General features: G+C 65.5%; 12 protein-coding genes. All 12 read right to left on the reverse strand.

The genetic code is table 11. From position 1 onward, the window contains the following. Positions 1 to 5: 5 nt before the first annotated feature. Positions 6 to 1,418, reverse strand: a complete 1,413-nt coding sequence (locus AC1DSZ_RS17405; protein ID WP_476839610.1) for a hypothetical protein — start codon at positions 1,416 to 1,418, stop codon at positions 6 to 8. After that, a complete protein-coding gene (locus AC1DSZ_RS17410) occupies positions 1,336 to 2,943 on the reverse strand; it encodes a trypsin-like peptidase domain-containing protein (RefSeq protein WP_476839611.1) in 1,608 nt (535 codons plus the stop codon). The genes AC1DSZ_RS17405 and AC1DSZ_RS17410 overlap by 83 nt, the downstream gene beginning before the upstream one ends. 565 nt (positions 2,944 to 3,508) lie before the next feature. Then, the gene (locus AC1DSZ_RS17415; protein WP_476839612.1) at positions 3,509 to 4,351 is read right to left on the reverse strand and encodes a carbohydrate ABC transporter permease; all 843 of its coding nucleotides are present in this window, start codon (positions 4,349 to 4,351) and stop codon (positions 3,509 to 3,511) included. Next, positions 4,348 to 5,265 (reverse strand): carbohydrate ABC transporter permease, encoded by a 918-nt coding sequence (locus AC1DSZ_RS17420; RefSeq protein ID WP_476839613.1) that lies wholly within the window; start codon positions 5,263 to 5,265, stop codon positions 4,348 to 4,350. The genes AC1DSZ_RS17415 and AC1DSZ_RS17420 overlap by 4 nt, the downstream gene beginning before the upstream one ends. A gap of 85 nt (positions 5,266 to 5,350) precedes the next feature. Next, positions 5,351 to 6,631, reverse strand: a complete 1,281-nt coding sequence (locus AC1DSZ_RS17425) for an ABC transporter substrate-binding protein (RefSeq protein WP_476839614.1) — start codon at positions 6,629 to 6,631, stop codon at positions 5,351 to 5,353. Between the two features lie 96 nt (positions 6,632 to 6,727). Beyond that, positions 6,728 to 8,158 carry an FAD-dependent oxidoreductase gene (locus AC1DSZ_RS17430; RefSeq protein WP_476839615.1) on the reverse strand — a complete coding sequence of 477 codons (1,431 nt, stop codon included), beginning with the start codon at positions 8,156 to 8,158 and terminating at the stop codon, positions 6,728 to 6,730. Between the two features lie 118 nt (positions 8,159 to 8,276). After that, the gene (locus tag AC1DSZ_RS17435; protein WP_476839616.1) at positions 8,277 to 9,272 is read right to left on the reverse strand and encodes a GlxA family transcriptional regulator; all 996 of its coding nucleotides are present in this window, start codon (positions 9,270 to 9,272) and stop codon (positions 8,277 to 8,279) included. A gap of 646 nt (positions 9,273 to 9,918) precedes the next feature. Beyond that, positions 9,919 to 11,067: a methyl-accepting chemotaxis protein gene (locus AC1DSZ_RS17440; RefSeq protein ID WP_476839617.1), complete on the reverse strand. Its 1,149-nt coding sequence runs from the start codon at positions 11,065 to 11,067 to the stop codon at positions 9,919 to 9,921. A gap of 30 nt (positions 11,068 to 11,097) precedes the next feature. Next, positions 11,098 to 12,564 (reverse strand): HAMP domain-containing protein, encoded by a 1,467-nt coding sequence (locus AC1DSZ_RS17445; protein WP_476839618.1) that lies wholly within the window; start codon positions 12,562 to 12,564, stop codon positions 11,098 to 11,100. 903 nt (positions 12,565 to 13,467) lie between these two features. Further along, a complete protein-coding gene (locus AC1DSZ_RS17450) occupies positions 13,468 to 14,490 on the reverse strand; it encodes an ABC transporter substrate-binding protein (RefSeq protein WP_476839619.1) in 1,023 nt (340 codons plus the stop codon). A 31-nt stretch (positions 14,491 to 14,521) separates the two neighbouring features. Next, positions 14,522 to 15,385, reverse strand: a complete 864-nt coding sequence (locus AC1DSZ_RS17455; RefSeq protein ID WP_476839650.1) for an ABC transporter permease — start codon at positions 15,383 to 15,385, stop codon at positions 14,522 to 14,524. 59 nt (positions 15,386 to 15,444) lie between these two features. Further along, positions 15,445 to 16,230 carry an ABC transporter ATP-binding protein gene (locus AC1DSZ_RS17460; protein ID WP_476839620.1) on the reverse strand — a complete coding sequence of 262 codons (786 nt, stop codon included), beginning with the start codon at positions 16,228 to 16,230 and terminating at the stop codon, positions 15,445 to 15,447. Positions 16,231 to 16,267: the final 37 nt, after the last annotated feature.

Raw genomic sequence — 16,267 nt, forward strand, 5'->3', positions numbered from 1 at the left:
GGGGCTCATTCGAGCGGAGACGTGAGTGTAAGGACGGGCTCTATCACATCGTTCGCCGAGATCTCACGACGTTCCTCCCGGACAACCCGGCCATTTCGCCAGATCGCGACGTGATAAGGGATGCTGGCGCGAGCGTCGCCATAACGATTGAACATCGCGACGCCGACCCGATAGGCGCCGGGCGCGGGCGGCCCGTCGGCCCAGATGATGTGCTCCACGGCGCGGCTCTGCGGGGTGCCGCCGTCGCGGTTGAGGTCGGCCACGAGCTTTCCGCCGCAGGCTTCGTGGTTGCGATAGTTGATGATCGCTCCGCCCGGGCAACTCACGTAGAGGTCCAGGTCCGAGCTTCCCTCCCAGGTCAGGGTGATCTCGAGATGCTTGCCGCGCTCCACCGTGCTGGGCAGGCGGCGAGTGATTTCCTCCTGGATCGGGAGAAGCGACGGCGGCGCTGCGGCGCGCTGCGGCGGCGCGGGACAACTCACCTCGCACGCCGCGATCTTGCGGGCGAGCGCCAGTTCGGCCGCCCTCGCCTGCGCCTCCAGGCTGGCGATGGCGTCATTCGTCACGGGATCAACCTTGCCGCCGGCCGTGCAGTACTGCGGGAACAGGTTGCGCAGGGAGGCAGGCCACCCCGGCCCGCCAACCCCGCAGGCTTGCAGAAGCCGGCCGGCGAGCATGGCCAGCAGCACGGCAAACAGCAACCAGAGCGCCAGGCCCGCCATGTTGCGTGCCCCCGCCGCGCCGGGACTTCCCCCGGCGCCGGCCGATGCCGCCGGGCCCGAAGGCGGCGCACGTCCACCGCCGCTTGGCGCCGCAGGTGCGGCCCGCACCGGGTCCGCTTGCTCGCGGGCCGCGATGATCGCCCCGGCGGCGGGCGCGACGACGTCGTCCGCCACCGCCGCTCTCCGCCCCCAATCGACCAGGATCGGTTGCTCGCCCGCGACCCAGACCGCGCTGTCGCCAGCCGCGACGACCGCCGCTCTCAAAAGGCTCGCCAGATCCTGCGAAGCCTCGCCCTGCTTTCCGAGCGTCTCCGCGAGAGAGACGATGTCGGCTTTCAAGCGTTCGAGGCGTTGCCGGACACGCGCCGCGACATCTTCCGGAAGCGAAAGCAGCGGCTTCGGTTCGACGTCCCCTTCCGCGTACCAGGCGATGTCGCTGCCCGAGCCGGCTCCCATGCGGGTCGGCTCGGCGAACAGCGCCGCATGCTCCGGCCCGAGGCGCTGCCGAACGACCGCGACCATCTGGCCGTGACGGTCGAGCAACCGGCTGTGATTGGGCTCGAGGCCGCGTCCGCTCGTGCGCGTGATCAGAGTGTTGGTCGACATGGCGCGATCACGGTGCAGGAGTGCGCGGAGCAGGCGCAGACGGCGGGGCCACTGGCGCGGCGGCGGGCTCGACACCCGGCTGCCGTTCATTTGGTTGCGAAGCGATGGTCGGCGCTGTCGCGCACGGGCCCTGCTCTGGACGGACATCCAGGCCTGCCGAAGCCAGGAATGCCGCGAGCCCGTCCGATCCGAGCGCGTAACGCGCCCGGATGCCGGCGCGATCGCTCGCGCTGCGGTCGAACGTGTTAACCCCCACGACCCTGCCGCAGCTGTCGACGAGCGGACCTCCGCTATTGCCGGGCGAAATTTCGGCGCTGTGCACCACCAACGTGACGCCATCCTGCGCGTAACGCTGGAGGTGGTTCACCACGCCTGCCTGCAAGACCGGCGAGAGATCGGCGGCCGCGGCGTCGTCTCCGCCCTTGAGCCGCTGGAAGCTGGGATCCGTGGTCATGTAGAGGCCCGGAAAACCAGCTGAAACCACCGGCTCCATGGGTCTTGCGGGAGATGCGAGCGCGAAAGCCTCAGCTCTGGATTGCGGCGCGACGCGCAGCAAGGCGAAGTCCCTGAGCGGGTCGGCATCCCCCGCGGCCGCCAGGGCGGCATGGATGACCCCCACCTGCTTGCCGGCGATCAGGATGTCTCCGCCACCGCCGGCCACATGCCTGTTCGTGACGATGAGTTCGGGGCTGACGAAGAAGCCCGACCCAAGCTTATCTCCCGCAATCACAAGAACCACGCCCCGTTCGAGGCGCGCGACAAGACTGGTCGGATCAGCGGTAACCGTCGGGGCGCTCGCAGCCGCGCCGGTCGCCCGGTCGCCAGCGCCCTGCCCCGGCGCGCGTGATCGAACGCTCGCGGGGTCGATCGGCATCAGCAGCGGCGCCTGGCTCTTCAGGCCGATGCAGTCCAGACCCATGGCCGCCCCGAGACGGTCGATCCGGGCGCGCAGGCCCGCCATGAGCCCGTCTCGCACGGCCGGGTCATCGCCGAGGACGGTGGCGCCCTGAAAGGCGAGCACGCCCGGCGTGAACGACAGGAGAAGCGCCGCGGCCGCGAGACTGCAGGCCATAGCCGGAGCCCTGAGCGATGACTGCCTCAGGCTTTTGGTCTGGCCTGCCGTGGCGCCAAAGGCCGGACGCGCCGCGGCCTGCGTTGCCCCGTAGCGGGCCGCCCAATCCTCATCATTTGTCGCCGGGCGGACGCCATCGAAGGCGCCCAAGATCGATTGATTGTGGGTCGCAGCCGCTGCAGCGTCCTGCACGCCCAAGGGCAGCAGCCCCCAGTCGAGCAGTAGCGGCTTGCCTCCCAAAGACGCCAGCGACTCGGACGACGCAACATTGAGGCAGGCGGCCAGCAAAGGCCCAATTTCTGCGTCGTAGAGCAGCGGCCGGATGGTTGCGAGAACGGCCGCAAATTGCGACTTGAGAAGCGTTTGCCTCTCTCGATCAAGCTGCGACCAGCGCTCCAGAGATCCTTCTGATTGTACGTACCAATCGACGCGTGCGCTCGTTTGACCGTTGCCGCGCTGAAGAACTGGCTCAGCAAACAGCAGCGCCGCCGCCCCTCCACAACGCTCCGTCAGTACCGCTTGGATGTCGGGGAAACGCTCCAAGGCAGGGGCGCCATGAGACGACACCAGGCCGAATTTTTCGAGATCAATACTTGATACAAATCGGCGCACGACAAGCGGTCTCAGCTGGAGAACCCGTAGTTGAACGTAAAGCTAGAGCGCGAGAATTAAAAATTCACCGCTATTCTACAGGGAATTATCTTCTCGGATGAGGCTGTCGGTCTTCCTAGCAGCACCCATCAGAGCAAGCGTTTGGGCGCAGCCTTATACTGCTGGAAACCTGTCGTCTTGATGAGACCACTCGGTTGCGATGATGATGCGGAATGGGTCAGCGTCGCGCAAGCAACGGATCATAGGCGCCAATCAGAACCGGACCTTGGCTCCACAACTCGCCGGGAGCCGCCCTCGCCGATGGTCCGGATCACCGCGCCGGGCCAGTCACTGCAAGGCGAAGCCCCGGGCGGCTAACGCTCCGCGGAGACGGTGGCTGCCACTGAGGGGCTCCGGGCCACGAACGCGCTGCAAGCAGGCGTCTGACCATCCGCTTTCTGCCCTGCCCTGTTCGACCTGGAAGCGGCGCAGGGCCGCATCAACACGACGGGCGCGCCTAAAGTCCGGTCGTCGCCCCAGCCGTGAGGCCGCGGACAAAATGACGCTGCAGCAGAATGAAAAGCAGCAGCACTGGCAGGATCGAGATAATTCCCGCAGCCGTGATGCTTCCCCAGTCGACGCCGTAATCCGTCATGAACAGGTGTATCCCGACCGGCGCGGTTCGCATGTCGCTGGACGACGTCAGCACCAGGGCGAGGATGAACTCGTTCCAGGCCTGCACGAAGCTGATCAAACTGACGGTGACGAGCCCCGGCATGGCGGCGGGCAGAACGACCCGGTACAGCGCGCCGATACGGGACGTGCCGTCGATCATGGCCGCCTCCTCGATCTGGCGGGGGATCGACCGGAAGTAGCCCTGCATGAACCAGATCGCCAGGGGCGCGATGAATGCGCTATTGGCCAGGATCAGCACCACATAGGTGTCAAGCAGGCCGAGCTTGCTGCCGAAGAAATAGAGCGGGACGACGGTCGCCAGTTCGCCCATCGCCATTCCGACCAGGATCAGGAACAGCATCACCGACTTGCCGCGGAATTCGTACCGAGCCACCGCGTAGCCTGCGTGAATGGACACGAAAACCACCACGACCACAGTCGAGAGCGACACGATCGCGCTGTTCATCAGATAGCGAGGAAACCCTGACCGCAGCACGCTGATGTAGTTGTCGAGGGTCGCCGACGACGGCAGGAGCGTCGGCGGGAACTGGAGGATGTCCTGTTTCGATTTCAGCGAAGTGCTGAGCGACCACAGGAACGGGATGAGGATGATCGAGCCCGTGGCGACCATCCCAAGCCAACGAAGCGTCAGCGTTACCGTGTCGAGGCGCAAGGCGTTTCTCATTTGGCGTCCGCCTCGGAGCGGATCATCCGGAAGTAAATCCAGGACAAGAACAGGTCGAGGCTGACCAGGACGACCGTGATCGTCGATGCCGTGGCGATGTTGTAGTACTGGAATCCCTCCCGATAGAGGCGCAGGCTGATTACCTCCGTGGCGTCGAGGGGCCCGCCCCCGGTGAGGTCCAGCGGCAGCACCACGATGTTGAAGAAGCTGATCGTCAACGTGATGATGCACGACAGGGAGATCGGCTTCAGCAGCGGCACGATGATGTAGCGGATCTTCTGGAAGTAGGTGGCGCCGTCGATCTCTGCGGCTTCTTCCAGCTCGACCGGGATCGCCGACAGACCGGCCAGCATCAGCAGAAGCGCAAAGCCCGTCGCCCGCCAGGCGTTCACGAAAGTCAGCGCCGGCAGCGCCTGCGACATCGAGATGAGCGGATCGAAGGCCGGGAGGCCGAACAGATCCAGCACGTTGTTGATGGGGCTCATGTCGCCGTTCAGCAGCCATTTCCACATCAGCGCGAGCACCACCTGATTGGTGACCCACGGGATCAGGATGATGGTGCGCAGCACCGCCGTGCCCCAGGTCTGGCGGCGCAGAAACAGCGCCAACATGAGTCCGAACACCCAGGTCAGCGCCACGCTGGCCAGCACGAACACCATCGAGTTGATGAAGTTCTTCTGGAAGCGCGGGTCGGAGAACAGTTTTCCGTAATTGGCCAGGCCGACATACTCGAGCTGTTGAAAGACCTGCGTCTTGGCCAGGCTGTAATCGATAGCGAAAAAGAGCGGGTAGAGGGTGACGAACGCGACCAGCAGCAGACCGGGGGCCATCAGCAGATAGGGGAAGTAATCGGTCTTTTCCCGCCGGGGAGCCTGAACGGCTCTCTTTGCGGGCGCCGCTTTCGGCAGTGTCATTACATTGGTCATCGGCTACGGGTGTCCAGCCATCCGGAGATATGTGGGCGCGGCGGGAAGACCGCGCCCGGATCCTTGGCGAGCGTCAGAGCCCGGCGATCTGGTTGTAGGTCTTGGCTGCCTCGTCGAGCAGCGGTTTGATCTGGCTCGACGGATCGACCAGTACGCGGTGCAGCACGTCCACCATGGTTTCGTTGAGCTGGGCGAAAGTGGACACGTTGATGACCGTCTCGCTGCGCTCGGCCATGTAATCGACCCACCAGCGCAGGTGAGCCGCTTCCGGGCTTTGGAAGAACGGCCTCTGCATGACGCTTTTGCGCGAGGGCAGCGTGCCGGCGACGCGTGCGTTGATCTCCTGCGCATCGGCGGAGATGTAATGCTTCAGGTGCTCCCAGGCGGCCTCGGGCTGCTTTGAGCCCCGCGGGATGCCCATTCCCCAGCCGGTCACGATCGTCGGCGAAGGCTTGTTAGGATCGTCGGACGGGACCTTGGCGAGCACAAGGTTGTCGGGCCCGACGGCCTTCAGGATGTCCTGATAGCGATGCGCGCCCTCCTGGATCATGCCCACACGTCCAGCCTTGAACGCGTCGGTGACGTCGTCATACGTCATGCCGATCACCTGCGGCGGCGTAATCTTGTGCTTGAGAACGCAGTCGGCCAGGAACTGATAGGCCTTGACGCCGATGTCGTCGTTGAAAACCGCGCGGTCGTTCTCATCCAGGATCTTGCCGTTGCGGCCCTGGATCTGCGGCTGGAACACCGTCTCCAGCTGGTTGAGCTGTGTTTTCGACGCCCCGTACATGTAGCCCCAGCGCCCGCGGCTGGTCATCTTCTTGCCGACCTCGACGAACTCGTCCCAGGTCTTGGGAGACTGCATCCCGGCTTGGGCCAGCCAATCCTTGCGGATGAACAGCGCCTTCGGGATGGCTTCGATCTGCATGCTCCACTTCTTGCCCTTGACCACCATGGCGGGCGAGAAATCGACGAGGAAGTCCTTCCTGTCCTCGGCGCTGAAGCTCTTCTCCAGATAGGGGTCGAGTTCCTCCAGCCCGTTCGCGAGGAGGATCATCTTGAGGTGAAAGAGGTTCACCCGCGACCCGTCTGGAGGATTGCCGGCCTGCACGGCCGCGATGAGCTTGGTGCCCATCTCCTGCCAGGGCAGGATCTGGTAGTTCACCTCCACGCCGGTCTGCTCGCGGAACTTGGCCTCGATTTCCTTGATGGCGACTTCGCGGGCGCTTTTGCCATCCGGGCTGAGGAAGTCCCAATGCGACATCTTCCGCCCCTTGAGATCGGGCTTGGCTTGCGCCAGGGCCGAGGCCCCGAAGCCGCCGCCCAGGGCTGCCGCGCCAGAGCGCGCAAGCATCAACCCTGCTCCGGCTGTTCCCAAAAACCTGCGCCGAGACACATCGCTCATGGTTTCCTCCTCCGATCCGGCGGCCCTTGAGGGCCGTCTCAGGCTTTATTCGGCCGCAACATCGTCCCGACGGGCGTCCGCCGACATCGCGACTGCCTCGCCCAGATACGCTCCCTGACGCAGCAGCTCCCGCTGCAGGGTCCCGACGTCGAGCGCCTTTGGCGAGATGCTCTCCCTCACGGCAAGACCCGCAGCCGTCCCCACCGCCTGCCCCATGGCCGAACACGGCCCCATGCCGCGCGTTCCGGCCTGGGCTTCGAAGCTTGCCGAGATGCAGCGGCCGGCTACGAGCAGGTTCTGATGGGTGGACGACACGAGGCTGCGATAGGGGATCTGGTAGCCGGGGTTATAGGGCAGCGAATTGCTGCGCTGGATCTCGTCTTCCGTGACGGCGTTTCCGAAGCCCTCGCCGGCGATCAGGATGTCGCCCCGCTTGGCGTCGTGCAGATCCGGCGGGTAAGCTCCCATGGCGACGACGTCGTCGAACTCCCGCTCCGACTTCATGTCCTCGACAGACAGCATGTAGTCGCCGATCACGCGGCGGCTCTCGCGGACCCCAAGGTCGTACACATGCGTCAGGTAGGCGTTCTCGAAGCCCCAGATGTGGGTCCTGAAGAACTCCATGAACTCCATCGCCTGTTTGCGTAGCCGGATCACGCCCGCCGTGATGTCGTCAGGCTCGAGCGTGTCGATCGCCGTGTGGGTGCAGTTGACGAAGATGTCGCCCGGTGTCCCATGGTAGTACATCCCGAACTGCTTGGGCCACGAGGCGGGCACGTCGGTCATGTTCTTCCACGGCGTCCAGTAACGATGGCTCGCCCGCAGCGCACAATTCTCGAAGGTCCACGGTGTCTTGTGGTCGACGTTGACCTTTTCCTCCATGAAGCGCTCGACGGCCGGCAGATCGACGTTGCCGACTCGGAACATGCAGGTGACGGCCTGCTGCCGCGTGCCGCCGCCGCGCTCGAAGGGCGCGCCGACCGAGGCGGCGAAGTCCGCGTCCCCGGTGGCGTCGATGAACACCTTCGCCTCCAGGCGGGCGACACCCATCTTGGTGCTGACCTCGGCGTAGCGGACCGCGCCATCCTCGCCGTAGCCTTTCACGAACGCGGTATAGAGCCAGAGGCTGCAGCCGGATTCCTGCACCATCTCGAAGGCGACGTGCTTGAACACCTCCGGGTCGAGCGACGCCGAGCCCGAGATCCAGCGGTCGATGTCGTGGAAGAAGATGTGCCCGCGGCCGCCGTTCTTGTGCGCCACCACGCGTTGCACGAGTTCCTCCGGAATGCCCCGCACGACCTGCCGGTCCTTGCCGTCGAAGAAGCCGCCGAGATTCATCCCCGTGGCGATGTTGCCGCCGAGATGCCCGCCGCGCTCAATGATCAGGGTTTTGGCGCCGAGACGCGCAGCCGCGATGCCGGCGAAGAGCCCGGCCGTGCCGCCACCCATGACGACCACGTCCCACTTGGTGTCCATCGTTTCCGTCCCATGTCGATGTCAGGGGGAACGCTTGCATGGCGGCGCTCCCGTTCATCGGAAAAATAGTCCCGTCCGCAATCACGGCATGGTAGATTCACGACAACCGAGGGTAGGTTCACGCCATCGATGTACCGCTATCCGGGTGTCGACGCGTCGCAGCGGGCGTGAGGCCGAACAACGCGCGGTAGCGCTTCGTGAAGTGCGACGCGTCCACGAAGCCGCATCGGATGGCGATGTCGGTCACGGACAGCGTCGACTGCTGCAGAAGCTGCCTCGCCACACGCAGGCGAACGGTCGCGTAGACCTGATGCGGCGTCTGGCCCAAGGCGGACACGAAAAGCCGCTGCAACTGGCGTGGCGACAATCCCGCGCATTCGGCGAGTTCAGCCAGGCCTAGCGGCTGCTCGATGGCGCTTTCCATGGCGGCGATCGCAGTCGCGATCCGCTCGTCCGTCACCCCGTAACGCAAGGGCAACGCCATGCGGGGGCTTTCCGCCGGTTGTCGAATGCGCGCGTGGAGCATCTGGTCGGCAATCTCCGCGGCGGCTGTCATCCCCAACTCGCCGGCCACGATCGCCAGGGCGAGATCGTACGTGGCGAGACCGCCGCCGGACGTCATGCGGTCCCGGTCTATGACGTACAGCCCGGTCTGCACGCGCACCCGGGGAAAGCGTTCCTTGAACTCATCCTGCAGCCGCCAATGCGTCACGCAGGCATAGCCGTCGAGAAGTCCCGCCTTCGCGGCCAGCACCGTGCCCGAACCCGGCGCCGCGATGACGGTTCCCGCGTAGGCGCGGCGACGCAACCAGCGCGCGACGTCCGTCGTAAAGAACTCCGCTGCCTGCAGGCTGGCGATGATGAAAATCATCCGCACCTGCGGGCAGTCACCCATCAGCCAATCGGCTGTAAGACGCAGCCCATCCCAGGATCGGACGGACGCATCGTTGTTGGCCGCGACCGTCATGTAGTCGAAGCGCGCGACGCCAGTATGTTCGTTGGCGACCCGGAAAGCCTCGATCGCGCAACTCAGCGTGAAAAAGCTGAACCCGGGAACGAGCAGAAATGCGACTCTGACGGGTTCAACACGTAGATCGATATCGCTGCCGGTCATTGAAACAGTCACAGGAAAGCCGCAGGGCGGGTGGTTTCTCTGGGCTTGAACGCAGCTTAGGTGGTTTGGTCGTGCATTTGAACAGTTGAAGCTTAGCTGGCCGGCGGGAAGCTCACCTGCGTGCAACGCCACTTTGGCCGCTCGACAGTAGAGCCAGGCAACCAGCTTCGTTTGCTCCCTATGCGCCAACAACAGCCGGACTCACATCGTCGTTTCGGCGGGCGGCAGCATCACCGCCGAGCACGGCGTCGGCACGAGCTGCCGAAAGCGCCTCAGACCACCCACGATACATCCGATGCGCCGCATATCCATCGCGGGACGCTTGATGCAGATCATTTTTCGGCGGAGTGATCCGGGTCGAGATCAGGGTCAATCCCTCGGCCTGATCGACCCGCCGTTGGAAGCATGAGGGATCGCGCCGCGCGAGCGGCGCGGTCCTTGCCAGGATTGAGCGTCGCCGGAGTGCATGGCGATGCGGGCGCTGCCTGCATGCAGGATGCGAACATGGCTCGGTTACGGCTGTTCGTTTGATCGCCCCGCTGGAGCCAGCACCGGCCAGGAAACGACGTCGCTCATCAAGGATCCCTCCACAATGGTCAGCGCCTCGCGATGTTGGAAGGAGCGCTAGCGACTGCGCCAGCCCGGATCAGAACTCCTCCCAGCCGGCCTGGGCCCTCGCGGCGGATTGGACGAGAGCGCCTTTGGGCGCCCGACCCATGAACGCTGCGGGCTTGGGCGCAGGGTCCTTGGGCGCTGCATTCTTGGCGGGCGCCGCTCCGAACGCTTCGGCGGCGAGTCGACGAAGGCGCTCGGGCTCGGACGTCTTCGAAGCAGAAGCCTGTTCGCCCTGCAGCTTCACGGCCGCCAGCGGTGGACGCGTTGGCGCCGCCGATCGGGCGAAGGGCGGAGCGGCGCGGGGCGCCGAGGAAGCCTGCGAGTGCGGCGCGGAAGAAACCTGCTTGGCCCCATCCGCGGCGTAGCGGACCGTCGTGTGTCCCACGGTCTGGCTGGTGCGGAACGAGGCGACCAGCTTATTGAGCTGCTGGATCTGCGATGTCAGCGAACTCGCCGAAGCGGCGCTCTCTTCCGCCAGCGCGGCGTTCTGCTGGGTCATCTCGTCCATGTGGGCGACGGCCTGGCTCATCTCGTCGATGCCGTTGGCCTGCTCGGTCGCCGCGCTGGTGATCTCACCCACGGTGCCGGCGACCTTCTGCGACGCGCTCACGATCTTGCTGAGCGCTTCTCCGGCCGAGCGCACCAGCTTGACGCCCTGCGCAACCTCCTGGCCGGACGAGCTGATCAGTTCGGCAATGTCCTTCGCGGCGTCGCTGGAGCGCTGCGCCAGCGTGCGCACTTCGGACGCCACCACGGCGAAGCCCTTGCCGGCGTCGCCCGCCCGGGCGGCCTCGACGGCGGCGTTCAGGGCCAGCAGGTTGGTCTGGAAGGCGATGTCGTCGATCACCGAAGTGATTTCGGAGATCTTCCTGGAGGCCGCCTCGATGCGCGCCATCGCTTCCACAGCCTCGCTGGCGATCTTGCCGCCGTCCTCGGCGATCTTGGTCGCGTCCTGGGCCATGCCGAGCGCCTGCCGGGACGACTGCGCCGACGCCTTCACGGACGCGGCGAGCTCCTCGGTGGTGGCGGCGGTCTCCTCCAGCGAGGAGGCCTGCTCCTCGGTGCGGCGGGAGAGGTCGTCGGCGCCCGAGTTGATCTCGCGCGCGGCGTCGCCGACATCGATGGCGGTGGTCTGGATGGTCGCCACCGTGTCGGCCAGCCGCTTGACGGTCTCGTTCAACGCATCCTTCAGCTCGCCGAAGCGGCCCTGCTAGGCGGTGCTGACGTTGCGGGTCAGGTCGCCCTGCGCCAGCGACTGCAGAACGTCGACGAACTCGCCGGTGGCCGAGTTCACCAGGGCGTTGATCTCGTTCACGCCCTCTGCCAGCTCACGCATCGGACCGGTCACCTGCCCGGTGTCGGCCCGACCCGAGAAGTCGCGGTGGCGCGCAGCGGCCACGATCACGGCCACGTCGCGCACCAGCGCCTGCATCGTCGCGGACTGCTCGGCCTCGGCCGACATCGCGAATTCGCGCTCCTGACGGGCGTCGTCGAGCGACCGGGCGTTCTGGCGATAACGCTCCAACGCTGAGCTCAGCGCTCCGACCTCGTCCGGGCAAGGCGTGCGGGGAGCCTCCTGGGTGAGGTCTCCGCCTTGCATGCGGTCGAGCGCGTCCTTCATCTGGGTCAGCGGCAGGGCGATGCGGCTGCGCATGCCGCGCCAGCTCATGAGGCCGACGATCGCGAGCAGAGCCAGCAATCCGGCGAGCACGCCAAGCTTGATCCACGCCTGCCTCAGGCGCGTCGTCATGGTGGCGTCCATATCGTCGAAAGCTTGGCTCACGGTCGCCAGTATGGGGTCGAACGGCGCGTTGCACATGCGCGTCCACTCGTCAGCCGCCATCACCGGCCCGGAGCCCGCTCCCAGCTTGCCGATGAGTTCGTCGGCGCGCTTGGTGGCGCCCTCGACCGCCAGGACCGACGTGTCGACTTTCTGCACGAGCACCGGCGCGACGCCGGGGCGCGACGCCAGCTGCTTCAGTTGGGCCAGGCCGGCGGAGGTGGCGCCGCGCGTTTCCGCAAAGTTGCGCACCTGCGCGGTCGTCATTGCCACGCCGGAGTTGATGATCGGGCGCAGCGTCGAGCATTGCGAGCCGTAGTGCGACCGCACGGACCATGCGGCGGACTTGAAGGCCTGCAGGTCGGCCAGAGCCGGCTCCGAGAGGCGCACGGCGTTTGACGTCGCCGTGGAGGCGGCCAGCACCGCGGCCTCCGTCTCGCTCACCGCGTTGTACCAGGGCAGGGTGACAGCGAGGCTGCGCTGCGCCTTCGGCTTGTCGGCCTCGGCGAAGTTCGCGGTCGTGAAGCTTTCGGCGCCGGCGGCCTTGGCCTGGATGGCGGCCGCAAGCGCCGCTCGATCGGGAAGCGAGGTCGCCTGCAGGGCGTCGATCGCCGTCGCGATCTGCGTTTTCGCGTCGCCCAGCAGCTTCTCCAGCAACTTGCGAGGGGCGTCGTCGACCTGAAGAGCCGTTTGAAACTGCCCGCGTTGCGACCGGGTTGCGATTCCAGCCGCCAGCAGCGCACGGTCAGCCTTGACGAGCGTCGCAAACATTTGGTCGGTCGAAACCTCGTTCGCCGCGTCGTGCATCATGACCCCGATGGCGCCCACGCCGGGAACGATGAGGCACGCCATAGCGGCGAGGAGGTATTTCCGGATCGAACGGGAGAAAACCGGCACGGCGTTATCCTTGATCGGGTCGATGGCTGGTCCTGCGACCAGGATGGGTTCGGTCGCGTGGCGCGCCGATCAAAGGCGCACTGCAGTGTTGACTCGATCAGCGCCAGGGTAGCGCGGACCTGCCCTGTCGATGCAGGCTGGAATTCTTCCCAGCCTCTCTCCAGCCGCAGCGCGTCCGCAACGGCAGCCTTGCGAGCTGGGCCTGGTGCGGCTGGTTCGACGCGGGCGCGGCAGTTGCGTTCGGCGTCATCGGTCGATCTTCGCCGCCACGTCCGACATTCTGTTTCGGTTGCATCGCGTCATTGATCAACTTGCACGATTAACGCGCGGATTTGTAAAATACCCGTAAATAAAATGATTTATATCAAAATCTAAGCAGGAAGTTCTCTACCGCCTGCCCGATAAGCCGCGCGAGGGGCTGTAGGCCCCCACAGCCGTCGATGGATGAGAGCCACGCTGGAATGGTGTTGTTAGAGTAGAACAGGATTGCTGATGCCAGCCGACGAATGCTTGGTCAATGAACGGGGTGCAGGGAACGGGCGCGCCCGCGGGCGGCGGCGTCAGCGGGCGTTGCCTCCGAGGTAAGCCGATGCGGGGTGCGGCTCTTCCAATCAGGCCCAGGCCAACCGCAAACTGCTCCAGCTTGGCGATGGAGACGTTCGGCTCACCTCTCTCGAGGCCACCTAGTTAAGTCCGGTCTATGTTGATGCTCAGATGCCAGATCTTGCTGGCTCACGCCGCGCTGATCGCGGACCCTATGAAAGTGTGCCGCCGCGACGTCACGAGATGGCAACAGTCGCGGCGAGCATGGTCAGCTGTGAAAAGAGCGCCGGTCGGACGCGGGCGCACGACGATAAGGGCTACTGTTGATCAATATACGCATGACGGGTGGCACGCCATTTCTTAGCTGCCCTGACGCGATCTGATCCCCGGGATGAACATGTCCGACCACACCGCCGGCTTGGTCTTGATGGAGCCGGCGAGATGCATGAAGTCGGCGAACTGCATGACGCCGTTCGGCGTGCTGGAGAACTGCGTATCCGGGTCCTCCAGCATCTGCAGCACCTCGTCGGCGTCGACCTTCACCTTTGAGCTGCGCACGAAGATCTCGGCAGCCTTCCTCTTGTCGGCCGCGATCAGCGCATTGGCGTCGTCGAGCGCGTCCAGGAAGGCCTGCGTCATCTTGGGGTTCTGGTCGACGAACTTCTTGGGCGAGAAGGTTACGTCCAGGGTGATGCGGCCGACATAGTCCACCGAGTTGGCGACGCGGTGGATGTTCGGGTTCTTCAGCTCCAGGTACTGGAACGGCGGCGAGGTGAAGTGGCAGGTGATCTCGGTCTTGCCGCCCGTCAGCGCGACGAGGCCGTCCGGATGGGCGAGGCCCACCGTCATGGGGTCGAGCTTGGCGAAGTTCTCGCGACCGAACTCCTTGGCGACCATCATCTGCAGCACCACGGCGGCCAGCGAGGTCTTGATGCCGGGAAGCGCGATCTTGTCGGCCGAGGTGATGTCCTTCAGCGACTTGATGCCGGGCTTGTTGGTGTTGAGGTAGAGCGAAGTCGCACTCATGCCCGAGATGCCGACCACTTCGGCGCTCGGAATGCCCTTGGCCTTGGACCAGAGCGTGATGAAGCCCGGCGCGCCGATGCCGGCGAAATCCAGCGAGCCCGTCATCATGGCGTCGTTGATGACGTTGCCGCCGTCGAGCGTCAGCCACTCCACCTTCACGGCCCCGAGGCCGGCCTTCTCGGCGCGCGCCTCGAGCAGCTTCTGGTCCTGCATGACGGTCAGCGGCAGGTACAAGATGCCGAAGCCCTTGGAAACGCGGACCTGGCTGACTTCGGCCCTGAGGGGCGTCATGCTCCCCAGCGTGGCGGCCCCGATCGCGAGTGCGGCCATCACGCCGTATCTGTTGAACTTTATCATTGCTTCCTCCTTGGTGCGGCGCTTGGCGCGCTCAGTTCTGCATGCCCCACTTCAGCACCGTCCGGCGCTCCAGCGTGCGGAAGATGAGGTTCTCGACCACGAGGCCGATCACGATCACGGTCAGCAGGCCGGCGAACACGGCCGGGATGTCGAGCAGGTTGCGGTTTTCGAAGATGTACCAGCCGAGCCCGCCCTGGCCGGAGGACACGCCGAACACCAGCTCGGCGGCGATCAGCGTGCGCCACGCGAAGGCCCAGCCGATCTTGAGGCCCGTGAGGATGGACGGGAACGCGGCCGGGATCAGGATGCGGTACACATAGGCCAGGCCACGCAGGCCGTAGTTTCGGCCCACCATGCGCATGGTCTGCGACACCGAGCGGAAGCCCGAATGGGTGTTCAGCGCCACGGCCCACAGCACCGAGTGGATGAGAATGAACACGAGGCTGCCATTGCCGAGCCCGAACCAGATCAACGCCAGCGGCAGCAGCGCGATGGCGGGCAGCGGGCTGAACATCGCCGTCATGGTCTCGAGAAAGTCGGTGCCCAGGCGCGTGTTGATGGCCGCGATCGTGAGGATGGCGGCGAGCAGGACGCCCGCCACGTAGCCCATCAACAGCACCTTGATGGACGACCAGGCGCGCATTGGCAGCACGCCGCTCACGACGCCGTCGCGCATGGATTCAAAAGCTTCGGACAGGGTGGGAAACAGCAGCGGATTCTGCAACGCGCGGCCATAGATCTCCCAGATGACGCCGAGCAGCACCAGAAGCATCGCCTTGCGGACGAAGCCGCTGTCCCACAGCGTCTCCAGCAAGCCGAGCTTGCGCTCGACCTCGCCGAGATGGTCGCCGGCGCCGGACTGGTCGCGCATGGTGATGCGGGCGGCGCCGATCATGCTGTCGGGGGCGGCAGAGGGAATGGTCGCGGGTGTTGTCGCGGTGGTGGTCATGGGGGTCACTCCGCGTGGGCCGGTTCGTCGGCGAACAGCAATTCGTGGATCTTCTTTTCCAGCTGGCCGGCGGTGCCGTCCGTGGGCGACACCTTGTCGACGTCGACGACCTCGGCCTTCACCCGGCCGGGATGCGGCGACAGCAGCAGGATGCGGTTACCGATCTTGATGGCCTCGGCGATCGAGTGGGTGACGAACAGCACCGTGAACTTGGTGTCTTCCCACAGCTGCAGCAGCTCGTCCTGGCAGGTGCGGCGCGTGAGCGCGTCGAGCGCCGCGAAGGGCTCGTCCATCAGCAGGATGTCGGGTTCCATCGCCATGCCACGCGCGATGGCGACGCGCTGCTTCATGCCGCCCGAAAGCGTGTGCGGGTAGCTGTCCACCGCGCGGGTGAGGTTCACCTTCTCGAGCGCGTGCCGGGCCTTCTCCTCCGCCTCCTTGCGGCCAAGGCGGCGCGCGACCTGGAGCGGGAACATGACGTTCTCCAGCACGGTGCGCCACGGCAGCAGCTGGTCGAACTCCTGGAACACCATCATGCGGTCGGCGCCCGGCTCGGTGACCTTGCGCCCCTTGATGGTGATCGAGCCTTCGCTGGGCGTGAGATATCCGCCCACCGCTTTCAGAAGCGTGGACTTGCCGCAGCCGGACGGGCCCAGCAGCACGAAGCGATCGGAGCGGTTTACCGAGAAGCTGACGCGCTCGGTGGCGGTGACGAGGACGCCGGGCGTCTTGTAGCGCAGCGTCACGCCGCTCACGTCGAGCAGCGGCTGCGCTGGGGTGGGCGCGTTCATGGTTCCTCCCGGAGATCTTATTTTGCGTTGCGCGAAT

The sequence above is a fragment of the Alsobacter sp. P4_H11 genome (genome assembly GCF_056400925.1).